22 protein-coding genes are annotated in these 24,242 nt (G+C 58.4%); 11 read left to right on the top strand and 11 right to left on the bottom strand.

All coding sequences use genetic code 11. From position 1 onward, the window contains the following. Window positions 1-26: 26 nt before the first annotated feature. A complete protein-coding gene (locus tag NIZ92_RS01640; RefSeq protein ID WP_083054320.1) occupies window positions 27-614 on the bottom strand; it encodes a TetR/AcrR family transcriptional regulator in 588 nt (195 codons plus the stop codon). Window positions 615-692: 78 nt separating this feature from the next. Here NIZ92_RS01640 and NIZ92_RS01635 point away from each other — a divergent pair, with 78 nt between their 5' ends. Further along, entirely contained in the window at window positions 693-1,796 is a 1,104-nt protein-coding gene (locus tag NIZ92_RS01635) for a DUF418 domain-containing protein (protein WP_254002592.1), read from the top strand. A gap of 40 nt (window positions 1,797-1,836) precedes the next feature. After that, window positions 1,837-2,328: an N-acetyltransferase gene (locus NIZ92_RS01630; protein WP_254002591.1), complete on the top strand. Its 492-nt coding sequence runs from the start codon at window positions 1,837-1,839 to the stop codon at window positions 2,326-2,328. 86 nt (window positions 2,329-2,414) lie between these two features. On the opposite strand, the gene NIZ92_RS01625 is transcribed toward NIZ92_RS01630, so the two are convergent. Beyond that, entirely contained in the window at window positions 2,415-3,335 is a 921-nt protein-coding gene (locus NIZ92_RS01625; protein WP_060186133.1) for a LysR family transcriptional regulator, read from the bottom strand. A gap of 108 nt (window positions 3,336-3,443) precedes the next feature. On the opposite strand from NIZ92_RS01625, the gene NIZ92_RS01620 reads away from it, so the two are divergent. After that, complete coding sequence (locus tag NIZ92_RS01620; protein ID WP_254002590.1) at window positions 3,444-4,286, top strand: branched-chain amino acid aminotransferase; 843 nt, start codon at window positions 3,444-3,446, stop codon at window positions 4,284-4,286. Between the two features lie 84 nt (window positions 4,287-4,370). Here the strand turns inward: NIZ92_RS01620 and NIZ92_RS01615 are convergent, their stop codons facing one another. Genes NIZ92_RS01615 through NIZ92_RS01600 form a run of 4 tightly spaced genes read right to left on the bottom strand, consistent with a single transcriptional unit; the run spans window position 4,371 to window position 8,880 of the window. Then, a complete protein-coding gene (locus tag NIZ92_RS01615; RefSeq protein ID WP_254002589.1) occupies window positions 4,371-5,303 on the bottom strand; it encodes a hypothetical protein in 933 nt (310 codons plus the stop codon). A 3-nt stretch (window positions 5,304-5,306) separates the two neighbouring features. Next, window positions 5,307-7,217, bottom strand: coding sequence for a beta-ketoacyl-ACP synthase III (locus NIZ92_RS01610; protein WP_254002588.1), 1,911 nt, complete (start codon window positions 7,215-7,217; stop codon window positions 5,307-5,309). A 14-nt stretch (window positions 7,218-7,231) separates the two neighbouring features. Further along, window positions 7,232-8,146 carry a fatty acid desaturase gene (locus NIZ92_RS01605; protein ID WP_254002587.1) on the bottom strand — a complete coding sequence of 305 codons (915 nt, stop codon included), beginning with the start codon at window positions 8,144-8,146 and terminating at the stop codon, window positions 7,232-7,234. Then, on the bottom strand, window positions 8,143-8,880 hold the full coding sequence (locus NIZ92_RS01600) for a sterol desaturase family protein (protein WP_035268419.1): 738 nt from the start codon (window positions 8,878-8,880) through the stop codon (window positions 8,143-8,145). Before NIZ92_RS01600 ends, NIZ92_RS01605 begins: the two co-directional genes overlap by 4 nt. Window positions 8,881-9,070: 190 nt before the next feature. Here NIZ92_RS01600 and NIZ92_RS01595 point away from each other — a divergent pair, with 190 nt between their 5' ends. From NIZ92_RS01595 to NIZ92_RS01585, 3 genes are all read left to right on the top strand, one after another. Next, window positions 9,071-9,934, top strand: coding sequence for a pirin family protein (locus NIZ92_RS01595; RefSeq protein WP_254002586.1), 864 nt, complete (start codon window positions 9,071-9,073; stop codon window positions 9,932-9,934). 145 nt (window positions 9,935-10,079) lie between these two features. Beyond that, window positions 10,080-10,430, top strand: a complete 351-nt coding sequence (locus NIZ92_RS01590) for a hypothetical protein (protein ID WP_035268424.1) — start codon at window positions 10,080-10,082, stop codon at window positions 10,428-10,430. A gap of 71 nt (window positions 10,431-10,501) precedes the next feature. Further along, window positions 10,502-12,061, top strand: coding sequence for a TerC family protein (locus NIZ92_RS01585; RefSeq protein ID WP_254002585.1), 1,560 nt, complete (start codon window positions 10,502-10,504; stop codon window positions 12,059-12,061). A 33-nt stretch (window positions 12,062-12,094) separates the two neighbouring features. Here the strand turns inward: NIZ92_RS01585 and NIZ92_RS01580 are convergent, their stop codons facing one another. Next, on the bottom strand, window positions 12,095-13,069 hold the full coding sequence (locus tag NIZ92_RS01580; RefSeq protein ID WP_254002584.1) for a FecR domain-containing protein: 975 nt from the start codon (window positions 13,067-13,069) through the stop codon (window positions 12,095-12,097). Window positions 13,070-13,238: 169 nt separating this feature from the next. Continuing rightward, window positions 13,239-14,135, bottom strand: a complete 897-nt coding sequence (locus tag NIZ92_RS01575) for a LysR family transcriptional regulator (protein WP_009462789.1) — start codon at window positions 14,133-14,135, stop codon at window positions 13,239-13,241. Between the two features lie 89 nt (window positions 14,136-14,224). Here NIZ92_RS01575 and NIZ92_RS01570 point away from each other — a divergent pair, with 89 nt between their 5' ends. After that, complete coding sequence (locus NIZ92_RS01570; protein WP_254002583.1) at window positions 14,225-14,797, top strand: DMT family transporter; 573 nt, start codon at window positions 14,225-14,227, stop codon at window positions 14,795-14,797. A gap of 3 nt (window positions 14,798-14,800) precedes the next feature. Here NIZ92_RS01570 and NIZ92_RS01565 read toward each other — a convergent pair whose 3' ends face one another. The 3 genes from NIZ92_RS01565 to NIZ92_RS01555 all read right to left on the bottom strand — a co-directional run bounded on the left by NIZ92_RS01565 (window position 14,801) and on the right by NIZ92_RS01555 (window position 20,273). Further along, window positions 14,801-15,994, bottom strand: coding sequence for a multidrug effflux MFS transporter (locus tag NIZ92_RS01565; RefSeq protein ID WP_060186123.1), 1,194 nt, complete (start codon window positions 15,992-15,994; stop codon window positions 14,801-14,803). 180 nt (window positions 15,995-16,174) lie between these two features. Next, the gene (locus NIZ92_RS01560) at window positions 16,175-19,375 is read right to left on the bottom strand and encodes a DEAD/DEAH box helicase (RefSeq protein WP_254002582.1); all 3,201 of its coding nucleotides are present in this window, start codon (window positions 19,373-19,375) and stop codon (window positions 16,175-16,177) included. Between the two features lie 157 nt (window positions 19,376-19,532). Next, window positions 19,533-20,273: an alpha/beta hydrolase gene (locus NIZ92_RS01555; RefSeq protein ID WP_235332428.1), complete on the bottom strand. Its 741-nt coding sequence runs from the start codon at window positions 20,271-20,273 to the stop codon at window positions 19,533-19,535. Window positions 20,274-20,371: 98 nt separating this feature from the next. Here NIZ92_RS01555 and NIZ92_RS01550 point away from each other — a divergent pair, with 98 nt between their 5' ends. From NIZ92_RS01550 to NIZ92_RS01535, 4 genes are read left to right on the top strand one after another with little or no spacing between them, the layout of a single operon-like run. After that, entirely contained in the window at window positions 20,372-21,424 is a 1,053-nt protein-coding gene (locus tag NIZ92_RS01550; RefSeq protein WP_021447070.1) for an iron ABC transporter permease, read from the top strand. Between the two features lie 3 nt (window positions 21,425-21,427). Further along, the gene (locus tag NIZ92_RS01545; RefSeq protein WP_254002581.1) at window positions 21,428-22,213 is read left to right on the top strand and encodes an ABC transporter ATP-binding protein; all 786 of its coding nucleotides are present in this window, start codon (window positions 21,428-21,430) and stop codon (window positions 22,211-22,213) included. A gap of 14 nt (window positions 22,214-22,227) precedes the next feature. After that, a complete protein-coding gene (locus NIZ92_RS01540; protein ID WP_035268440.1) occupies window positions 22,228-23,361 on the top strand; it encodes an ABC transporter substrate-binding protein in 1,134 nt (377 codons plus the stop codon). 6 nt (window positions 23,362-23,367) lie between these two features. After that, a complete protein-coding gene (locus NIZ92_RS01535) occupies window positions 23,368-24,147 on the top strand; it encodes an alpha/beta hydrolase (RefSeq protein WP_247966104.1) in 780 nt (259 codons plus the stop codon). The last annotated feature ends 95 nt before the right edge of the window (window positions 24,148-24,242 follow it).

The following is a 24,242-nucleotide window of genomic DNA, read 5'->3' as shown; positions in this document are numbered from 1 at the left end:
TCCTTGATACGACAGACCTTGCACCCTCAGCCTTGTGAGCCGGACAGAATCGGCCGGGTTTCCAGAAAAAATAAATGTCGCAAATGCTGTTCGGCCTGGGCAGGGCTCAGATCCGTAAAATCGGTCAACAGCATATTGGCCAAGCCGTCATACATCGCAGATAAGCGCAGTGCCGTGCCCAGGGCATCGGGTACCTGCCAAAAACCTTGCTCCGTGCCCCGACTCAGGTAAGAGGCCAGTTGTTCCAGCATTCTTTTATGCACGCGGGTGGTCACTACGGCCAGGGCTGCATCGGTTTTGGCCAGATCAGTGGCATCAATCCACAAAAACCAATAGATGCGATTGCGCTCTTCAAAGGCCGTCTTCAGGTAATCCTCCATCAGAACCCGAGGGTCTGCAGATTGCGCAGCCTCCCATTCCATGAGCTGATCGAAGATCTCGCCCCAAGCCTCGGCCCGCAATTCGGACCAGCGAAAGTAATGGTTCAACAGTCCACGGCCCACACCAGCCCGTTCGGTCACCATGCGAGTGGTGGCGGCACGAACACCAACTTCCATCAGGACCTCAACCGCGGCCTGTCGAATTCGTGTGGCACTGTCTTCTTTTTCACTCATCACCTTCCCTTCCTATTGACACATTGAGCAAGCGCTCAATATTATGGCATTGAACAAGCGCTCAATCAATAAACATCCATGTCTACGGCTTCTCGCAACTCCTCCATCGACCTGATTCGCACCGCTGCCCTGATCGGTATTTGTGTGGTGAACCTGCCCTATCTGGCGCTGAGCGACAGTGGCCCGACAGCCACATCCTCCTCCTATGACCACATGGCTGCCTTCCTGATCGAATTTCTGTTTCAGGGCAAATTCTTCCTGCTGTTCTCGCTGATTTTTGGCTGGGGCATAGAAATCCAGGCGCGCTCTGCCGAACGTGCTGGCGTCCCCCTCAGCAGCCGCTACTTCCGCCGCATGTTCGGCCTGGCCGTGCTGGGTTGCTTGCACGCGACGCTGGTTTTTACCGGCGATATCCTGCTGCTTTACTCAGTGCTGGGTGTGCTGATCTGGCCGCTACGCAAGCTCTCCCCGCGCGGGTTGATCAAGGTGGCGTTGTTGATGGTGCTGGTAGAAATTGTCAGCCTGGCACTGATCGCTTATCTGCTGGCCGGTAGCGAAGACATGGCCCCGGTGTACTCCCTAGGCGGTGCCTTCTCCGAGGCGACACTGGCACGCATCAGCGAATGGCCGGAGTCCTTTGTTTTCCTGTTTCTGTACCAGGGTCCACTGGCCTTTGGAGCCATGCTGATGGGTTTGGCCGCGGCTAAAAGCAACTTTTTTGAAGCTCATAGCGCCGGACAACAAAAGCTGGGGCGCGCCCTGCCCTGGCTCCTGCCATTGGCTTTGGCGATCAACTTCTTTAGCGCCTCCGTGACCAACGAAGAAAACCTGATGGGGCTGACGGGTCTGTTCAGCATCGCCATCGGCGCGCCCTTGCTAGCCACGGTGTATCTGTACCTGCTGCTGCGTTGCGGACAATGGCTCAGCTTGCCCAATGTACTGATTGAGGCGGGCCGCAATTCACTGAGCGCCTATGTCAGCCAAGGCATTCTGGCGGGTCTTGTTTTCAGCAGCTATGGCCTGGATCTGTTTGACTCCTTTGGCAATGCAGCACTGCTATTGATCTCCATTGGCCTGGCTTTGCTGGCCATGAGTCTGACAGGCCTGATCGCCCAGCGCTGGGGACGTGGCCCACTGGAGGCGGTTCTACGACGCATCACCTACGGGTCCAAACACGCCTGAACCGAGCGCCTTTTAACTGAACATGAAACCTTGAATTCATATGAGTGAACAAACCGTTTCCAAAGACGCCACCGTCTCTTTTCGTCGCATCAACTCGCAATCCGTCTACGAGGTATGTGAGCTAAGCGAGACCCTCTCTCCCGCACAGCGCAGCATGATTGCCGACAATGGCACCTCCATTGCAGAGGCGCACTTTTCCGAGAATGCCTGGTTCCGTGCCATCTACGCCGATGACACCCTGGTGGGCTTTATCATGCTGCATATCGGTGCCGACCACGACGAAGGCATTCTGTATCCTGGTGCCTTTTTATGGCGTTTCATGATTGCAGCCCCCTTCCAAAACCTGGGTTTCGGGCGCAAAGCAATTGCACTGCTGATTCATGATCTGAAGTACCAGGGCTACAAGGAAATTCGGCTAGGCTATAGCCGAGGTGAAGGCAGCCCGGAAGCGTTCTACTCGAAACTGGGCTTTGAGCTGACAGGCGGCACCTATGGGGAGCACGAGCTGGAAGCCGTGCTGAAATTTGCTTGATAGCCAAATGGGCAAGGTGCTGAACGACGGCCTTCGCAAACCGTGTACAGCCCTTGTGCAAACCGCATCCTAATCACCAAATAGGCTTAGCGCTGCCCGAACAAATCCGAAATGGCCGTACGCAACCAGCGCACGCCTTCGTCCTGGCGACTGCGCTCATGCCAATGTACGCGCACATCAAAGCTGGGCAGAGCCAGCGGCGTAGGCACAATGCACAAGGCGGCAGGGTCCTGGAAAGACAGGACGGCCACATTGGGCACGGTCAGCAAATAATTACTGTTAACCAGAATCTGCTCCGCAGCCAGATAGTGGGGAATCGTCAGGCTGATATTGCGCCGCATATCCAGGGAGCGCAGGGCGTTTTCCACCAGAGAATGCCCGCTGCTGGTGGCATCAATGGCCAGATGATCAGCCGCCACAAAGGCTTCCAGATCCAGCTCATTTCTGGCCAGAGGATGGCCTTTGCGCATGGCCGTCACATAACGCTCGTGGCGGAACACGCGCGAATGCACTCGCCCTTTAATCATGGGCAAAGAGCCAATCGCCAGATCAATCTCGCCCGAACTCAAACCGCTTTCCAGCGATTCCCAGCCCAGATTCTTGATGACCAGGCGAATACCTGGCGCGTGTTTGGCGACAAAATTGTTCAGCCCCGGCAAAAAAACCAGCTGGCCAATATCCGTCATATGGACCTTGAAAACACGCGTAGACTGAGCAGGATTGAAGCCTTGGGTTTGCGTCAAGGCAATACCCACTTCTTCCAGCAACGGTTGCAGTTTTTCGCGCAGTGCAATGGCGATCTGCGTGGGTGCCACACCATAGCGCGCCCGTACAAACAAAGGATCACCCAGCGCCTGTCGCCAACGTTGCACCATCAGGGAAATAGCCGACTGGCTGATCCCGATACGCAGCGCGGCCTGACTCAGGTTCTGACATTCGCAGATCAGGCAGAAAGCATGCAGCTCGGCCAGCGTCCAGTTATATGTTTTGTAAATATCAGATAGCACGCTGACACCACCTCAAGTCGTTTTTTGCTCTCTATTATGTGTGTTGGAAATAGTACAACGACAAGATAAATTGCCACTACGTCCCAACAAAACCAGGAGGAAAGCCCCATGAGTAAAAATGAAATCACGTGGTCCAACGGTCAATGGAATAGCACCAGCGCACCTTTGATTGGCGCGACCGACCATGCGTTCTGGATGGCCACCACGGTCTTTGACGGTGCCCGTTCTATTCAAGGCCATACTCCGGATCTGGACCTGCACTGCGAGCGCTTGAACCGTTCTGCCCTCACCCTGGGCATGGAGCCGGTGATGACGCCGCAGCAAACCGTGGACCTGGTGCGCGAAGGCCTGAAAAAGCTGTCTCACACTACGGATTACTACATCAAGCTGTTGTATTTCGCACCCGGCGGTTTCTTGCTGCCCGACCCGGCCACCACCCAGCTGGCCATTCATATTTTTGAATCCCCACTGCCTGCTGATAGCGGCTTTAGCGCGACCTTCAGCGAATTCCTGCGCCCCGATCCGTCCATGGCTCCTACCGATGCCAAAGCCTCCTGCCTGTATCCCAACACCCAGCGTATTTTGCGTGATGCCAGCGCACGCGGTTTTGACAACGCCATCGTGCTGGACTCCAAGGGCAAGGTGGCCGAGTTCGCTGTTGCCAATCTGTGGATTGTGCGTGACGGCGTCGCCCTGACCCCGGCATTGAACGGCACCTTCCTGAACGGCATTACCCGCCAGCGTGTCATGCAGCTGCTGCGCGACGACGGAACTGAGGTACGTGAAGCCAGCCTGACACCACAAGACGTACTGGATGCCGATGAAGTATTTAGCACCGGCAATAACGGCAAGGTCCTGCACTGCAATCGCATTGACGATCGCCACTACGCCCGCGGCCCGATTGAAACCCGTGCTCATGAGCTGTACATGGCCTATACCAAGCGCAACTAAGTCTCAGAAAGTAGCCAACAGCATGGTTGGAAATGGGCCATGTGCCCAATAGAAAAACGGCTCATTATTGAGCCGTTTTTGTTTTTACATCTCGGCAGAAACCGAACTATCGCCCTGCCCCAAATCCGGTGTTTGAGCCCCCTCTGCCTGCGCTTGCGCCTGCTTCATCTGATTGAGCAAGCTATGCAGCATCTCTGTAGACAGACCGTGCAGCACCAAACGGTAACCTGCTCGCAAGGTCGACATGGGCACCAAGGGGTGACCATTGTTCACCAGAATCAAATGCTCGGGTGCCTGCAAAATCTTGGCCGCGTAAATCCCGATGGTCTCGTCCAGCTGCAGGGAATTGGCCGCACGCCAGAAGTCGTTATCAGTCAGCAGCAACTGGTACAGGGGCGTGAACAGTTCGATGGCGCTTTGCAGATCCATCTTGTTCAGCGAGCCTTGCGGCATATCGTCCAGCGCCAAAGGCACGGGCTGGATCATGGAGAAATCCACGCGTTCCGGCGGGCCGATTTCCTGATTATTGTCCCGCAAGGTCTGATTGAGCCGGATCACGAAATTGAACAGATTCAAATCGTGCTTCACAAAGGTGTGATCGCGCAATTCGTCGATGTTCATGGGCGTGAGCGGCGTAGTCGGCACCTTGGTGGGCGAATTGGCCGCGATAAAGGCCAGCACCTGTGATCCCAAATGGAAGTGACGCAGAATCAGCCAGTTGGCCTGTGGCGAGACAAAGCGCTTCAAGCCCCAGACCAGAATGCGATGCAACAGCCCCGAATGCGACCATTTGCGCGGCAAAAAGGTTTTAACGACCTGAATCACGATAATCATCAGGCGCGCCAATGGCCGCAGGAACGGCAAAAGGTACTGGCGCGATGAAGAGCTGGAATCAGCTAGCCAGGCCTGCTTCACTTCATCAGGCAGGGGCGTGCTGCGATCCAGATACAGGGCCCGCCAAGGATTGGGGTCCTGCGGGTCGTGCGGCTTGCTTAAAAAATCCGGGATTTGATCCATGACTTAAAACTCTTTCGCGTATTGGAACTGCATCAGATACAGGGCGGCGGTACGACGCGCGGTTTCAATAATAATCTGCTCGGCGCGGCCTGTTTCATCGCAATCCAGAGCCAGCTCCACCGCCACCAGCCAGCGGGCCAGGTGATGCTCGTCGTTCATGCCATGGTAGTGCAGGAAACGGTACATATTCGGTTCCAGCGACAGCGAGGATTTCAGTAGAGGTAACAAGGCGGGAACAATGCGCTGGCCAGTGCCCTCAATAATGTAAATCGCACCCAGCAAACCAATCGGGTCCTGGCTGGCCGCCAGGGCATGCAGGTAAGCGTTCAGGGCCTGACCGCCGGGATTACGGCTCAGCTGCTCGATCTCGGTCACGGTACCACCGGCATGCTGATAGTCCTCGAACAGAATCTTGAAGTCGTCCTGTTCTTCGCCGGCGTGCAAGCGAATCAGCTCGGCTAACGGAGCATAGGTGGGCGACAGGGAATCGCACGCTTCGCGCATCCACTTGGCGCCTTCACGTACCTGGGGAATCCAGTCTGCCATCCACTTTTGATAATCCTGCATGCGGATCGAACCGTCGTGCAGGCTGCGCAGCAAGGGCGTACGCCACACTTGGGAGCGATAGTCGTGCCAGATGGGCGCCAATTGCGTCAGCAGATCGCGCAAACCTTGCGGGGCTGTGGCCGGGTCATGCGGAGGGGCAATATCCACCTGATCCACCGAGGCCGGAGCCGACTGTTTGGCAGACGGGTAAGACACAGCCAGGGCTGGTGCATCGCAGGCTTCTACTTCCAGCAGCATGTAGGCCGTCATGAAGCGGCCCGACTCGGGCACGTAGCACAGGATTTGCTCGCCGGGCGTCAAGGTCCGGTCGCGCATGAACTCGGCCAGCATGATCAGAATGGATGCTGCGCCCGTATTGCCGCGCCAGCGCAGATTGCTGTACCAGCGCTCGGCAGGAATGCCCAGGCCAGCCTGTTCCAGCAAATCTGCCACCACGGGGATGAATTTTTCGGAGGAGTAATGGCACAGGAAATGGCTGATGCGCTCGGGGTCTACCCAGCCATCGCGCACCAGTTTTACGTATTCGTGTATGCCGATGTCGAACAGATGCGGCAGCAGGCGAATGTCCTGGCGCAGGGATAAGGCACCGTCTTGCTCGGCCTCGGCCCAGGAGTCGTAATCCAGATGGCTGCGGGTGGAATCACGCGTTGCTCCCAGCTGCATGCAAACCGGGTAATCACCCGAGAAGGATTTTTGATGAATCCAGCGCAGGCGCAGGCGGACGCCGGGCTGCGTTGTGGGCAGAACCTGATCTTGATGACTTAACAAGGCCGCGCCCGCACCATCGGACAACATCCAGCGCAGGAAGTGTGAGTCAAAGTCCGCCTGATAGCCTTGCGAGGCAAAGCGCGATCGGCGGAACAAGCGCGATGGCATTTCACTGGCCACGGCCATGCCGTGACGGTGCGCACCCAGCTCGATCCCCTGGGCAACGGCCTGCAAGGCGGTCACGCCAGCGGCGCAAATTCCGTGGACCGAATGCACCTCCAGTGGAGGAGCGGCCAACTCACCTTGAATGGCATTGGCAAAGCCGGGCATCAACAAATCCCCGCCCGAGGAGCCGCTGGCCAGCAAGCTCACGTCCGCCATGCTCAAACCCGCCTGCTCCAGGCACGCACGCACGGCATTGGCGGCCATGGCCGTATTGCTCCAGCGCGTGCTGCCATCTTCACCAATGGCGTAGTAGCGCTGCTGAATACCGTTCTCGGCCAGAATGCGCTGCTTGATGCGCCCCGAAATACGATTCAAGGGGGCAATAAAGTTATCCATTGCGGTGTTATCGACCGGCTCTCCGGGCATAAACCACTGGGCCTGATGGATAACAACGTGCTCAAAGGCCACGGGCATAGAAATACTCCTGATTACACGGAATCACGCCGACGCTCCGTCTGGCCCACGGCGTTCAAGGATTGACTGCGGTAGCGGGGCATGAACAGGCCCAGCACAAAAACACGCAGCATATAAGGCACCAGCCCCCCTTCGTTCAAGGCGTCCGGGGTGCGGGCTCGGTATTCGGTGTCGTGCAGCCGGGTCAGCTCGGACCAGTGCGCGCGAGAATGCTCATGGTGGGCCACGTGCAGGCCAATATTAAAAAGCAAGGGATTGACCAGGCCCTCGAAATTGCGGGCATAGGTCAGTTGCTCGCCATGCCGGCCCTCATGACTGCCGTCGGCATGAGCATGTTGCAGATAATTCGTGGTCAGCAGCCAGTGCAAACCGTGCAGCTGCGGCAGGATGACGTACAAGAAACCTTTCACCGGGTCCAGCGCCAGGGCCAGCGTCCAGCTAGCCAGCCACACACCGTACTGCGCCATGCAATAGGCCCAGACGCCCGGCCAATGCCGGCGCAAGCTGCCCAGCCAGCCAAAAATCATGGGGTACAGCGCAGGTACGGCCTCAAAGGGGTGCATCAACCAGCCCAGCGTGTCGTTAGTATCGCCCCGCCAAAAACGGTAGGTGCGGGCCACATCTTTTTCACCATGTTTATAGCGGTGATGATTGCGCCCATGCGCAGGCCAGAACACGCAAGCGGGGTGGCCCTGTACCAGGGTCAGCCAGAAGTCCGTCAAGCGATTGGGGAGACGCCCCCGCCACATGCGCAGATGATGATGGTTATGGTTGATGACGCCAACGCCCAGCGTCAGGAACAGCAGCAAGCCGTACAGAATCCAGGAGAAGCCGCCCCGCCAAAGCGCGACCACCAACACAGGATAGGCAATCAGGTACAGCAGGCTTTGCCAATCGCGCGGCTGACGCAAACGCCACGCAGCGCTCATCCCCGCGCCTCCTCGGGGCGATCGGGCAAGCGGGTGCCAAACAGGCGATCCATAAAGCTGAATTGAAAACCGTAATTGCCGTTGTACTGCGCGTGATGGCGCTGGTGACGACGGCTGGCCGCCAGCCAATGGCGGCTGGAAACATTGGGGAAAAAGTCGTAATTGGAGTGGCCGATACTGTTGAAAAACAGGCTGAACAAGGGCACGGACAAAAGCGACCAGAAACTGAAGTCATGCACGACCATGGGCAGCAAAATCACATTGCCCAGCATGATCGACTCCAGCGGGTGGAAACTGTAGGTGGAGAACGGCGTCACCACAACGGAAGAATGGTGCGGGCCGTGATAACGGCGCAACCAGCGGGTATGCAAGAGACGGTGATTGATCCAGAAGTGCACGTCGTTCCAGATCACCAGAGCCAGAATTTCCAGAACAATGCGGGTCGCGCTGGCATCAGGCGTCAAATGCGCCCAGCCCAGCTGCAAAAAGCCCCAGGGAAAAATCATGCCGGTGCCAAAAATCAGAATGGCCGTGCCGGATTGCTTCAGTTCCCGGCGCAGTTGGCCAGGACGCAAAGGGCGCGTGTCCAGGGGGCGTCCCCAACCCAAGGCAGGTAAAAGCCAATGTGTCAGCGCCAAGGTGCCCAGTGCAAACAGCACGTAAATGCCGCCGAAGAACAATAAGCCCACGCCCATTACCTGCCAGACGCTCAAGGCCTGAAAAGCCTGCCCCATTCCACTCTCTACGTAACAAAGTGCGCTAATGCTAGCGCGGTCAGGAAGATTACGTTTGTTAATTTGGTTACTAATTGCTCACATTCGTCCAGCCCGCCCAAGCAATACAGTTTTGCAATAGCGGGGGCTAATCATAGCGGGGTTTCGCCCCTATCCTTGAAGGCATGCGCTTTCAATCGGAACCCATGCCATGAAAAAGGTCGCCAGCATCCTCAGTCCATGCCCCTCTTTGGCGGGTGACGATGGCCTGGCGGCGCGTACCTTGTTCAGCCATCAGGACCACGCGGACCGGCACAGCCCCTTTCTGCGCTTGAATTATGCCGCTCCCACCCCCTACCCGGCCCGTAGCCGTCGCCACAAGGTACATGGCTCCCCGCAGCGCGGCTTTGAAACCGTCACGCTGATGTATCAGGGCGAGCTGGAGCATCGCGACTCCAGCGGTCATAGCGGCATTCTGGGTCCGGGCGATGTGCAATGGCTAAGTGCGGCCTCCGGCCTGCTGTATCAGGCCAGCCACTCCGAGCCGTTCGCCCGTCAGGGTGGTACCTGGGAAATGGTGCAGCTATGGATCAACCTGCCTGCTTGTGCGAAAACTCTGCCACCCAGCCAGCAGTCTCTGCCCAGCGCAGACATTCCCGTTCTGGCCCTGCCCGATCAGGCCGGACAGATACGAGTGATTGCCGGGCAATACCGGGAGCAGCCCGGCGCGGCCCGGCATCACAGCCCGCTCCTGTTGTGGGACATACAGATCAAGGCCGGGCATCAAGCCTGCTTTCAGGTGCCCGAGGGCTGGAACACCAGCTTGCTGGTGCGAAACGGCGAAGTACAAGTGAACCAGCAAACGCGAGTGCGCCCCGCTCAGGTCGTGTTGCTCAGCCTGGAAGGCAGGACTGTCCGGCTGAACGCCCAAAGCGACACCCAGCTACTGTTGCTGGGCGGCGAGCCCATTGATGAGCCCGTTTTGACCTACGGCTCTTTTGTGATGAATACACAACAGGAAATTACCCAGGCAATTGCCGACTTTGATCAGGGCCGGTTTGGCTGCCTGGGCTGAGCTTTCCCTCTCCTATTTCCAAGCTGCCACGCGCCCCGATGGCGGCCCCTGCCACCCCGACCTGACCATCCATCATCACAGCACACTTGCATTGAGCCAGCCCGCATACGATATACTGAACCGTCATCGACTTCCCTTAGACACTATGAGACGCTGGTTCGTCGTCGTCTTGCTTCTTATTCTTCCCCTGCAGGCTTACAGCTCCCACTACCACGCAACCGTGCAAGGTGGTCAATCGGCTTTATTCGCTCAACACGAATCCGATGCAGCCGAGTCTGCGGAACGCCGTGTCTCATCCGCCAATCATCCTTTGCATCAGCTCAGCGCCATTTTGGCGCACACGCCCATGCAACAGTACGCCGATCACGCGGATACCCCCTTGCCCTGCCCGGTTCAGTCTTTCTGGCTGCATGCCTGGCCATCGGCTTGTCCGACCTATTCCCTGCCAGCAATTTGCTGCGAATTTGCCCCGGAGCACCGCCCGCCCCGCGTCTGACGCCTGACGCGCCGCGGCGCCCCGCTTCTTTGCTTTTTTGCACTTATTTATCTGTCTAACAGGACAACATCATGGAATGGCTACTCGATCCCAGCATCTGGGTCGGCTTATTAACTCTGGTGGTGCTGGAGATTGTTCTCGGCATCGACAACCTGATCTTTATCGCGATTCTGGCCGATAAACTTCCCCCGCATCAGCGCGACCGTGCTCGCCTGATCGGACTGTCGCTGGCGCTGATCATGCGCCTGGGTCTGCTTACTATCGTCTCCTGGCTGGTCACCCTGACCACGCCACTGTTCTCCATTGGCCCGCTCAGCTTCTCCGGGCGCGACCTGATCCTGCTGCTGGGCGGTCTGTTCCTGCTGTTCAAGGCCACCAGCGAACTGCATGAACGTCTGGAAGGTGGCGATCATCACTCCAGCACCAACAAGGCCTATGCCAGCTTTGGTGTCGTGGTAGCCCAAATTGTGGTGCTGGATGCCGTGTTCTCGCTGGACGCGGTGATTACTGCCGTGGGGATGGTGGATCAACTGCCCGTCATGATGGCAGCCGTCATTATCTCGATTGCGCTGATGATCTGGGCCTCCAAGCCACTGACCACCTTCGTGAACAACCACCCCACCGTGGTGGTGCTGTGCCTGAGCTTCTTGCTGATGATTGGTCTGACGCTGACCGCCGAAGGCCTGGGCTTCAAGATCCCCAAGGGCTATCTGTACGCGGCCATTGGTTTCTCCATCCTGATCGAGTTCTTCAACCAGATTGCCCGCCGCAGCCTGCAGCGCTCGCAGTCACGCCGTCCTTTGCGTGACCGTACCGCGGAAGCCGTACTGCGCATGCTGAGCAACCGCAAGAATGAAGACAAGGACGACAACGGCAACGATAGCCAGCTGGAACTGGACGAGCAGGCTTTCCGCACCGAAGAACGCAATATGGTCAGCGGTGTGCTCAGCCTGGCCGAACGCCCGATTCGCTCCTTGATGACGCCTCGTCAGGAAATTACCTGGCTCAATATCGAGGACTCCGCCGATACCTTGCGCCAGCAACTGCGCTCCACCCCACACAGCTTCTTGCCGGTGTGCCAGGGCGATCTGGACCAGGTGGTGGGTGTGGCTCGCGCCAAGGATTTGCTGGCCGATCTGGACGACTACCCGCAAGTCAAACTGTGGCCGGATCTGCGTGAGCCCATCATCGTTCACGAGCACACCGATGTACTCAGCGCGATTGCCATGTTGAAGCAGTCCAATGGCCAGTTCGTGCTGGTAACGGACGAGTACGGCGCGATTGAAGGCCTGCTGACCCCCATCGACATTCTGGAGGCCATTGCCGGCGAGTTCCCCGACGAGGACGAACAACCCGCCATTCAGCAGATTGGCCCCAATCTGTGGCAAGTGGATGGCAGCATAGACCTGCTCTTGCTGGCCCAAGCCGTGGAAGCGGACGACCTGCTTTTGAAAGACAGCAGCTTCAATTCCGTGGCCGGTTTCCTGCTGGAGCGTCTGGACTCCCTGCCCACGGTAGGGACGGTCGTTGAAGCAGACGGCTTGCGCTTCGAGATTACCGAAGTCAGCCAGCGTCGTATTGCAACGGTGCACGTCAGCCGCTTGCAGGAACCCGAGCAGACACAGGAGTAAAAAAAAGCCCGCTGCGAAGCGGGCTTTTTTCAATCAAGCACGACTCAAAAGCGCGATTCCGCCAGGCAAGCGCGTCACCGCCACGCCATATAACTGCTGCAAAATGTCCAGCGCCTCAGGCAAGTTATCCAGACTAACGGCAAAGCTGACCAAGACAGAGCCTAACGTGGCGTCTCGCAAAATCAGATGTCCTGACCAATAGCGGTTCAGCTCGGCCAGCACCTGCGACAAAGGCTGCTCATGAAAAGTCAGACGGCCCTGACGCCAGGACGGGAAGTCCTCCACCGCGACTGTCTGCACCGAGCTGATCGCATGGCGACCGTAAACAAGTTGCTCACCGGCAGCCAGCCGATATCCCTGTCCACCAAAATCCACCTGCGCACTGCCGGACAAACAGGTGACTTCGGTTTTGCCATCCAGATAGCGGATATTGGTACGGCCATTAAAGGTCTGAATAGAGCCAGCACCCGCAAACACCGTACACACCGAGGCCGAGCGCTCGGACTGTCGCACTTCCACTTCCCCATCCAGCAAAGCCACAATTCGACCCAGATGCGGGTCGTCACCGACGTTCAGGCGACTGCGCGTATTCATATCCAGCCAGACATGGTCCAGCAACTGCACGCGCCGCTGCTCGCCCGCACCCGTGCGATAGTCAGCACGCAAATCAGCCAAGGAAGGCCACAACTGCATAGGAGGCTTGGCGACCAGATACAGGCCACCACCCAGCAGCAAACCGCCCAGCAGGGCGCGACGCAAAGGCTGGTGGCCATGTTTTTTCATCAACTTGGCTTCGCGCAGCCAATCTTCACGATCTTGGGGCATGGCATCCCACATTTCGCGCGCGTGCGCAAAAGCGGATGCATGAGAAGGACTGCGCCCACACCAGCGGCGCAGCTCCCGAGCCTGACGAGAGGTCAGCGAGGACGTTTTCAGGCGGCTGACCCAGGCTCGTGCCTCCTTGTGCAAGGTGTCTTCATCCAGATTCAAGGCATTAGCAGGGTTCATCAACAATCAATTCAAAAAGCACTACACAGGGACTGCCAAACGCAATCCAAAACGTTTTATCCATCCGTTTAAACGGATAAAAACGAGAATTCAAAAGTAAACATAAATTGTCGGAAACTGCAGGCCCTATCGTCAAGCCATAGCCCGTCATAAAGAGTAAAGACGGGCTTTAACAGCACTGCATCAACTGCTGGCGCAGCCAGACATGAGCCGGGTCCGCGTGGCGACGGCTATGCCAGACTTGCTGAAACAAAACCGAGGGAATGGGCAGGGGAGGCTGGAAAAACACCAGTTCAGCCTGTTCGCGCAAGTGCTCGGCACTGCGGCTGGACACCGTCAAAATCAGGTCCGTGCCCGCCAGGACTTGGGCTGCCGCACTCCAATGCGGCAAGGACAAGGCAATCTGCCGTTTAAGACCGAGCCGATTCAGGACGTTGTCGACCTCACTTTCCCCTCCCGGACGCATGGCCAGCAACACATGCGGGCGCTGCAACCACTCTTCCAAAGCAGGGGCTTGCCCGCCGCTCAGACTGGCCCGATCCGCAATGCAGATCAGGTGTTCCTCAAACAAGGTCTGCGCCTGCAAGCCGGCCGGAATTTCCGAGAACACGCTCAAGGCCAGATCAATCTCGCCATCCCGAAGCTGACCCTGCATGGCTTCCCGGCTGGCCTGGCTGACCGCCAGCCGAATACCCGGTGCGTCACGACGCAGGCGGCGCATCAACGGTGGCAAGACAATTTGCGCGCCGTAATCCGACATGGCCAAGCGAAATTCACGTTGTTCACTGGCTGGATCAAAGCCACCCGCATCCAGCAGGCCATTGAGCTGCTGCAAAGCCTGCTCCAGAGGACGCTGCAACTGCAAGGCCAGCGCGGTCAGTTCCAGCCGGGAGCCGCGACGTATCAGCAGGGGATCGTTGAACACCTGACGCAAATGCGCCAAGGCATGGCTCACGGCAGGCTGACTTTTATGCAGACGCTGGGCAGCCCGCGTCACATGCTGCTCGGTCAACAAGGCATGCAGGCTCAGCATCAAATTCAGGTCTATACGGCGCAGTTCATCCATATAACGAATAATGACTGTGCACACTATTAATTTCAATAAGAATTGCGAATAGTGCAAGATAGAGCTTTGATTCTTATGGAGATACGCTCATGCCCGGTACCGCTTTGTTCAGTATGTTGGTGGCTGTCTTTGCCGGTTCGGCCGTGCCATTTCAAGCTGCCAGCAATGCCGTTCTGGGTAAGGTCCTGGGGCATCCGCTCTGGGCCACACTGGTGTCGCTCTGTATCAGTGCGGCTCTGGTGCTGCCCACAATCTGGCTGATGCGCGCCCCCGCTCCCCTGACCGCGCAACTGGCGCATGCCCCCTGGTGGGTATGGACGGGTGGCGTTGGCGGGGTCATTTACATCAGCGCCGCCCTGATTCTGACGCCACGCATGGGCGCCGCCAGCTTTATTGTCTGTGTGGTGGCCGGGCAAATGCTCAGCTCCATGCTGATCGACCACTACGGTTTGATGGGCCTGACCCCACGCCCGGTACATATGGGACGCATAGCGGGCGTGCTGCTGATTTTGGTGGGCATGGGCCTGGTGCAATGGTTTACGCCTTCCGTGCCTGCGGCGGCTGAAAGCAAAAGCGCCACTGCAGATCACAGTGGCGCTCAGGAAAACAATCCAAGCCTGGCTCAACGCGCTGGCGCTGACAGCAGCACCCGATCTTCATAGGGCTTAGGCGGAAGCCTCGGTCGATTTGGAACGGAACTGGCTGCACCACCAGAATCCGGCCGACAAGGCAGCCGCCGACAACATGCCCAAGGCCAACAACAAGCCGCTATCGAACAGCAGCGGAGCCACCACACCGGAAACGGTGGCGAACAAAAGCATTTGCCAGGCACTTTGTACCGAGGAAGCCAGGCCGCGCATGGTGGGGAAGGTGCCCAAGGTCACCACCGTCATGCCCGGCAAGGCCATGGACATGCCAAAGGCGTACACAAAAATAGGCATCACGGCCCACGGCACTTCTGCCTGGAACAGGAGGTTGTACACGGTGTTGAACGCCGCGCCAGCCAGCATAAGGGACAGGCCCAGACGAATCATGCGTGCCGGAGCCAGCTTTTCAGCAAAGCGGGCATTCAGAATAGAACCGCCCAACATACCGCCAATGAAGGGCAGGAACAGCCAGGCAAAGGCGGTTTCTGTCAGACCCAGCACACCAATCACAAAGCTGGCCGCCGACGAAATGTACAAGGCAAAGCCGCCAAACGCACAGGCAATGGCGGAGATCGCCAGCACGAAGCGGCCATTGCTCAGGGCGCGTGCGTAATTGGCCAGAATCACCCACAGCTTCAAGGGCTGGCGCGAGGCCACGGGCAAGGTTTCAGGCAGTTGCCGCCAGCACAGCGCAATCAGGGCAATACTGAGCACCGTCAGCATCCAGAACACCGAGCGCCAGCCCGAATAACTACTTAAATAGCCGCCCATGACCGGTGCAAGCGCCGGGGCCAGACTGAAGACCATCGTGATGTGGGCAAACAAGCGCTGAGCTTGCACCCCTTGTACACAGTCGCGCGCCAGGGCCTGACCGACGACACGCCCGGCACCTGCCGAACAGCCCTGGATCAAACGGAAGAACAACAGCCAGGAAAAGCTGGGGGCCAGCGCCGAGCCCACCGACCCGATCAGAAACAGGATCAGTGAGGCCAGAATCACGGGACGCCGCCCGAAGCTGTCGGACAACATGCCCCAGAACAGGCTCATGAAGGCAAAACCAAACAGATACAGACTTAAGGTCTGCTGAACCATTGACTGGTCAACGGAAAATTCAACACCGATACGGTGAAATGACGGCAGATAGGCATCGGTAGCAAAAGGCCCCAGCATCGCCAACGCCGCCAACACCAAGGTCAGCTTGCGGTAATTCATAGATAGCTTTGGAAAACAGGGAGGACGCCAGAATCAGCGCAGGGATAGGGGCATGGTACCCCTTAACCAGACCGTACGGACACGTCCGCACGGGGCATAGTGTATCAAACGATATAAAGCGGATCGAGCCAAGCCGCTTTCATGCTAGCTGGCCCGGTAGCCACTTGTCTGAAAAAAAGATCAGCGTCTGCCCGGCGACGGCGTACCAAAAGCCTCGCGGCTGGTTTGTCCGAAACCGCTTTGATGCAGCAGGCTGCGCTCAATAAAGCGGCTGACCTGGGAGCGCACTTCCGGCAACCAGGGACCTTGGTCAAACACTTGCGGGAACTTCATGCTGAACCAGGCATAGAGGCTGATCTGCTTGCTGAGCAATTCGGCGTCTTCCAGGCGGGAGGGACTGGCGGATTTCAACCAGGACGGCGCCGGTGGCAAGGCCATGGGGCGTTGTGCCACATAGGCAGACAGGCAACGCTTGAAGTAATCCAGCTCCGTATCCTTATCCACGGACACCGGCGCGCAGGCAAAGGTGAACTTCTCGCGCAAATCCAGCTTGGGAGCCAGGCGGTCTACACAAAAGCCCAGCTCGATGGCGTCTTTCAAGCCCGCTGTCTGAAACAAGGGGCTATCGGAAGCCACTTTCTGCGCAAAGTACTGCAGCACAGCGCCGATATTGTTGTTATCCAGTAAAGAGGCCAGCGCCTGCACGTGCTCGGGGCTGGGTGCAATGGGCAAACGCAAATCCACGCTGGGGGCGTCGCTTTGCAATTGGGTACGAATATGGTTCAGATCCTGCTTGTCCATCGCCCCCACATAGCCTTTGGGGTACAAGCCATAGCGGCCTGCCCGTCCGGCAATCTGGCGCACTTCGGTTGCGTTCAAGGCTCGCATGGAGCGGCCGTCAAACTTGTGCACCGTAGAAAACAGGACGCGGCGAATCGGCAGGTTCAAGCCCATGCCAATCGCATCGGTGGCCACCAGCACATCGGCCTCGCCTTGGGAAAAGCGCTCGGACTCGGTGCGGCGCACTTCCGGAGCCAGCGCGCCGTAAATGGTGGCGACTTTCCAGCCTTGGGCGCGGTAACGAGCACTGAGCGTCAGTACGTCCTTACGGGTAAAGGCCACCACCGCGTCGCCTTTGGAAACACCCTGAGCTTCACGCTGACGATCTTTGCGCCCCCGCCACGGCGCTTCATGACGCCCTTGCTTGCCTGTTGCTCGTGGCGGCTCCACTGGGTAAGGCATGACCTCCAGGGGAGTTTTGCGTTCGGTAAACTCCAGCTCCATGGTCTCCTCCATGGAGCGCACCAGACGCTCGCACGGACGCAAGACCGAGGCATCACCGCAGACAAACAGGGTACGGGCCGGAACACCGACCAAGGCCGCCGTCCAAGCCCAGCCGCGCTGCTCGTCTTGCAGCATTTGAATCTCGTCCAGGACGGCCACGCGCACTTCCATCGTGGGGTCCATCATCTCGACCGTGCAGGCGGTGTGCTGAGCACCGGGCACCATCACGCGCTCTTCGCCCGTCACCAGATTGCAAGGGATACCAGCATTCATCAGGCGATCGCGCACTTCCATGGCCAGCAGTCGCAGGGGGGCCAGATACACGCCGGATCGGGCTTCCATCAAAGCTTCCAGGGCCTCATGCGTTTTGCCCGAGTTGGTCGGACCCAAACGGAACACCAGATGGCGGCGGATGCCTCGGGCCAGGCTGAACATTTCCGGGAAGTCGCCCAGGCGCATCAAATCTTGAGCGCGCTGCTGCTCCACACTTTCCAGAATGCGGCGCACCGGGCCATTGAGCAGACGCTTTTCAAAATCCCCGGCCTCGATTTCCTTTTGCTCGATGCCCTCTTCCAGAGCCATGCGCAAGGCTTTGGCCAGTTCCAGAAAGGACGAGCCATCAATCAGGGGGCGCTGGGTTTGCAAAAACGCATCCAGCGAATCTTCCAGACGCTGGGACAGCCGGTTTTGAGCTGCCGTGTTGAACAAGACTGAAACACGAGCGGGCAATCGATCCAGCTCCGAGCCGGTACGTGGCAAAGGCACGGCAGCCTGCATACGCACATTGGCGCGCCAATGCTGACGCTCGCCCGCTACGGGCACATTCACCGCCAGCCACAAGTCCTTATGCCACCACAGGCGCAAGGGATCTTCCGGGTCAATTTCGTAATCGCACGCTTCTTGCTTCTTGATCTGGTTCAGCACTTGTTGCTGACGCCATTGTGTGCGCGCACGGTCAGCCGCTCGCTGGTACTGCGCACGTTCACGATTGCTCAAGCTGCTGGCGTATTGCTCGCGCCATTGCTCAATCTGGCTTTGATCAATCGCTGCCAATAAATCCGGGTGATGGGCGACACGATCACGCCCGCCAACGGTTCCACCCCGCACTTCCAGCTTGGTACTGGGCAAGCGGCGATCAGCCAGCCATAGCTCGTATTCCTGACGAGTAATGCCCAGCAAGGCCATCGTTTCTTCCGACCCTATGCACTCCTGCTCCCATGCCCAACGCTGCTGGCGTTGCTCGCGCTGACGTTCCTGACGTTGTGCCTGGGCTTGCAGCAGAAACTCCTGCTGCTCGGCATCCAGCTTGAACTCCTGGGTCAGGACAGCGGCACTGGCATTGCGGCCATACACCGTCATGAACCAATGGGCAGGTTCCCCGGCTTGCAGGCCCTCGAAGGCCTCCAGGGTGATGCGTTGCGGCTCGCAACCTTGCTCTTTCAGCCAGGCTGTCAAACGCTCCTGGGCCTGATTGAACTTGCGCTGTTTGTCGTTTTGTTCTTTTTGACGCGCTTGTTCACGTTCTTTTTGGGCTTGCTCCCAGCGCTGACTGCGTTGCTCGCGATCGCGCTGTTCGGCCTGCAACTGCCATAGATAGGTTTGTGCCAGGGGCAAGGATTGCCAGGCCTGCACCAAAGCCTGCAAGCGCGGGCCGCGCTCGGCTTCGGGCCAGTTCTCGCTTAAAGGCAAGGACTGGGAGGCAATCGCTCCGGCCAATTGAGCGCGCTGTTCAAGCAGTTGCTCACGCAAGGCTTCATAAATATCCGCTTCCAGCTTGTCCACGCTCATTTGATACAGCAGGCGCAGGGTACGAATCACGACCTCGGGCACACCTTGGGACTGTAAACGCTGGTCCGCATCCTTCAAACCCAGTTCGGCAGCGATGATCTGATTGAAAAAGGCGGCGTCCTGCGGCAAGCGCCAGGCTTTCAGCCACACGCGCCGTATGCCTGCCCGGTCCTGAAAACGCGCTTTCTTGGCGACCTGACGAGCCACACCTTCCAGACGAGGGTAATCCAGCCATTGAGGATGGAGCAGCAAGCCCGCTTGAGTGGGAACGGGAGAATCGGAAACAGACGAAGCGCGACGCGCAGCCATAGGGCGGGGACCTGAAAATACGGGAAGAAGAGAACGAGAAGGGCAGAAAAGCCGGTTCAAGCAAGCATGAGCAGCATTATACGGGTCTGCTCGGAGACGTTCAGAGGATACAGGCAATCACCGTGCTGAACGTCTTTGTGGGCAAGAAAATACAGGGCTACTCAGCCAGCCATTCCAGACAGCCTTGCGGCAAGGCTACCAAACCGGACTGACTGTGATTACAGCCCGGCACGATGCGAAAACGCGGCTCGCCACCTTGTTGCTGCGCCAAAGCCTGTGCCAACTCCCGGGTCCCGTCCACCATGCGGCGCTCCTGCAAACGCAAACGACGCAGCTCGCGCTTGTCCTCGGGCATGGCTTCCTCTGCCGGGCCCAGGCTTTGCTCGAACTCGCCAACGGAGAACTGTACGGGCATCGTCATAGCGGCTTTGGGCAAGGGTTGGGCCAGCAGTCGAGCCAGATAGCCCTCCCCCCACCAGACCGAGGGGCTGGACACCACCAGTGCATCGAACAATTCTGGCTGTTGATACAGCAGTTGCAAGGCAAACAGGCCACCCAGGGAATGGCCGCAGAGCAAACGCCGCTGCGCATTCAAAGGGGCTTGTGCGTAGGCCCAGGGCAAGAAAACGTCCTGCATCATGGCCAGAAAATCCGGCGCGTGACCTGCTTCTCCATTCAGCGCGGGCGTGAAGTCCTGATCGCGCCAGACCTCCCCGCCATAACCTATCCCCAGCACGGCACAGGCTTGTGGAGCCTGCTTCTCACAGGTGGCCAGCACCGCTTCAAATTGCGGTAGATCAAGCACGCACAGCAATGGCCAGCCATCCGCAGGCGCTGGCGTGTCCGGCCAGGCCAAAGTCAGACGATACTGTCGGCCCAATGGGGAAAGAAAATCCAAATGTTCAAGCTGCATAAAAGAATCGCGGTAAGGGCGCCAAAGCCCGGCTGATGAACTATACTTTCTTTCTATGTAAACGGTTATCATTCAGACACTTAATGTCCACATCTGCTGTTCCGGCCCCTGCGCTGGCCGACTATCAACACATCCTCAGACGTCGCTGGCTCCTGGTTGGGGCCCTGGTTCTTGTGATTCTGGCCTCGATTGTGGCCGATTTCATGTTGGGGCCCTCGGGTCTTAGCCTGGGAGAACTGAGCCACGCGCTGTTCAACCCGGAACAGTCCGACCCGACCACCCGCGTCATCGTCTGGGAAATCCGCCTGCCTTATGCCTTGATGGCCATGGCCATTGGTTTGGCACTCGGCCTGTCCGGTGCGGAAATGCAGACCATTTTGAATAACCCGCTGGCCAGCCCCTTTACCTTGGGGATTTCCTCGGCAGCGGCGTTTGGCGCGTCCCTGGCCATTGTGCTGGACCTGTCGATTCCCGGCATTCCACAAGCCTGGACCATTGCCGCCAATGCCTTTATTTTTGCCCTGCTATCCGCCATGCTTTTGGACGCGGTGGCCCGCTGGGGCGCCATGAGTACCGCCAACCTGGTGCTGTTTGGTATCGCGCTGGTGTTCTCCTTCAATGCACTGGTTTCGCTGGTGCAATTTGTGGCCAGCGCCGAAGCCCTGCAAGGGCTGGTGTTCTGGACCATGGGCAGCCTGTCGCGCTCCTCCTGGGGCAAGGTCGGCATCATGCTGGCGGTGTTTGCGCTGATTCTGCCGCTGTCGCTGCGTGATACCTGGAAACTGACCGCCCTGCGTCTGGGTGAAGACCGCGCCACCAGCTTTGGTATCAATGTCTCACGCCTGCGCCTGGTGTCCTTGCTGCGTATCAGCTTGCTGGCCGCACTGGCCGTCTCCTTTGTGGGCACCATCGGCTTTGTGGGCCTGATTGCGCCGCATATTGCCCGCCGCCTGTTTGGTGAAGATCACCGTTTCTACCTGCCCGGCAGTGCACTGGTCGGTGGGGTGATTCTGTCGCTGGCCTCGATTGCCTCGAAAAACATTGTGCCCGGCATCATTATTCCGGTCGGCATTGTCACCTCGCTGGTGGGTGTGCCCTTCTTCCTGGGCGTTGTGCTGCGACGCCAAATAAAGTGAACCATGCTTGAAGTCCACAATCTGAGCCTGTCTTACGGCAAACGCGAAATTCTGTCCAAGTTGACCATCGAGCCTTTGCAGCCCGGTCAACTGGTGGCTTTGCTGGGCCCCAATGGTAGCGGCAAATCCACCCTGCTCAAGTCCCTGGCGGGGCTGCTCAAGCCCACCACCGGCGAGATCCTGCTGGACGGTCAGGAGCTGAGCGGCGTCAGCTTCGAGCAGCGCGCCCAAAAAGTGGTGTACCTGCCCCAATCCCTGCCCGCCTCGGTCCACCTGCGTGTGTTTGAATCCGTACTGGTGGCGGCCAATGCCTCGGCCCCTGGTGGCCACGCCCGCGATGTGGATCATGAGCACATCATGCACATCCTGCAACGCCTGGGCATTGCGCACTTGTCCATGCACTATCTGGACCAGCTTTCGGGCGGTCAGAAACAGCTGGTGGGCCTGGCGCAAGCCCTGATACGCAAGCCTACCCTGCTGCTGCTGGACGAACCCTTGTCGGCTCTGGACCTGAACTATCAATTCCACGTGATGGACTTGCTGGCCCAGGAAACCCACGACAACAATCTGATCACCCTGATCGTGCTGCATGACCTGAACGTAGCTCTGCGCCATAGTGACTATGCGCTGATGATTGAAGGCGGTGGTCTGCTGGCGCAAGGCGAGCCTGCCAAGGTGATTACCCCCAACTCGCTGGCCCAGGCTTATGGCGTACGCGCCCGCGTGGAGAGCTGCTCGCAAGGCACCTTGCAAATCATTATCGACGGGCTGCAAGAGCCTGTGCTGTGACCTTCGGAGAACCCATGAACATCCTGCGCCACCTGCTGCTGTCGCTGACCTTGCTCTTGCCTTTAGGCGTGCAGGCCCAGCCCATCGAAGTTACTGATGCCATGGGTCGTACCGTTACCCTGCCTGGCCCCGCCAAACGCATTGTGCTGACTCAGGCACGTCACTTCCCGGTACTGGCTTTGGTCCACCCCGAGCCTGCAAACCTGATTGCAGGCTGGTCGGACGAGTTCAAGACCTCCTTCTCCAACGAGTACGAGACCTATCTGAAGCGCTACCCGCAACTGGCCAATATCCCTATTGTGGGTCGCCATACGGCAGACACCTTCTCGATCGAACAGGCCTTGGCCCTGCGTCCGGATCTGGTCGTGCTGACGGCTGCCTTTGCGGGCCTGACTCCCGGTCAGGACACACGCGACTCGGCCCTGATCCAGCGCCTGACTGCCGCCAAAGTGCCCGTCATTGTGATCGACTTCTTTGTGAACCCGCTGGAGAACACCGTACCCAGCCTGCGCGCATTGGGCTACGCCGTAGGTGAGAAAGAACGCACCGACGAGTTCATCCAGTTCTACGAAGAACACATGCAGGGCGTTGCCCAGCGACTGGCCGATCTGCCCAAGGAAGATCATCCGCCCGTTTTTGTGCATGCCCATGCAGGCAGCACGGACTGCTGCAACTCGCCCGGCGCAGGCACCTTTAACGACATGATCAGCTATGCAGGCGGCCACAATATTGGCGCGGATGTCCTGAAGAGCTCCACCGGCAAGCTGAATTTTGAATACATCAATTCCCGCGCGCCTGTGGTCTATGTGGCTACGGGCACAGGCGCAGGCAAGCGCACCACCTCCGGTGGATTGGCTATTGGCACAGGCGTCAGCGAAGACCAGGCTCGTAAAAGCCTGCAAGCCATTATTGACGGCAATCGTCTGCAAGCCCTGCCAGCCGTGCGCAGCGGCAATAGCCACGGCATCTGGCATGCCTTCAACGATTCGCCTTTGCACATGATCTTTATCGAAGCTCTGGCGGCCTGGATTCACCCCGACCGCTTCCAGGGCGTCTCGGCTCTGAAAACACTGGAAGAAGTGAACCAGCGCTTCCTGACCGTGCCGATGGAAGGCACCTACATGATTGATCTGAAGCCCGCCCCCTAAGCCTTCATGTCACGCCTGATTCCACTGGAACTGCCGCCTGCGGGCGGCCATCCCCATCACGTCTTGCTACGCCTGCCAGACAGCAAGCCAGAACAAGGCCCCCTGCCTTTGCTGTGCCTGCTCGATGGTCAGTGGACCTTGCCCTTGCTGGAAGAAAGCGGCCACCCCGCCTTGCAGCACTGCGCGATTCTGTCGCTGGGTTACCAAGGCGAGCGCGATCAGATCACACGTTATCGCGCTCTGGATTACACCCCGCCCAGCCCGGACGGCACTCTATGGGAAGACCCACGCGTCCCCCAATGGCAGGCGGGTGGCGCTCCTGCCATGATCGAACAAGTGCGTATGGCACTAGCCTTGGCCCAAAGCATGGAGCCTGCGCTGACCCGTTCGCGCATCAGCCTGTACGGCCACTCCTACGCTGGTCTGTTTGTGCTGTATGCCCTTAGCCGGCAAAGCCTGCCCATTCAGCACTACCTGTGCGCCAGCCCTTCCTTGTGGTGGCGTGATCCCCTGATCTGGACCTTGCTGGAGCGGGTAGACAAGCCGGTACTGGTAGATATTCTGGCCGGTGCCTCCGAGGCCTGGTATCCGCTTAGCGCTCAGGCAGCGGGCCCGGAAGGGCGCAAAAATGGTGTACCTACCCTGCCCACCATGCAAAAACTCCAAGCGCACTTGCAAGCCCAAGGCATGCAGGCGAATCTGCATGTTCTGCCCGGAGCCGGCCACGGCCACGTTCTGGCACAAGCCACCTTGCGTGCCCTGGAACTGGCTTGTGGCGCGGCTTAGCCGTGTTCTTCCGGCGCGCATGACGCGCCTTTTCACTTCATATCCAAGTTTTCCCGCCCTAGGGTAACTCCCCCCATTCATCCTCTTGTTTTAGG

The sequence above is a fragment of the Alcaligenes sp. 1735tsa3 genome, from assembly GCF_024134565.1.
Taxonomy (GTDB): domain Bacteria; phylum Pseudomonadota; class Gammaproteobacteria; order Burkholderiales; family Burkholderiaceae_B; genus Alcaligenes; species Alcaligenes phenolicus.
The sequence above is the reverse complement of the archived record's forward strand: the minus strand, read 5'-3'. Positions and strand labels throughout refer to the sequence as shown.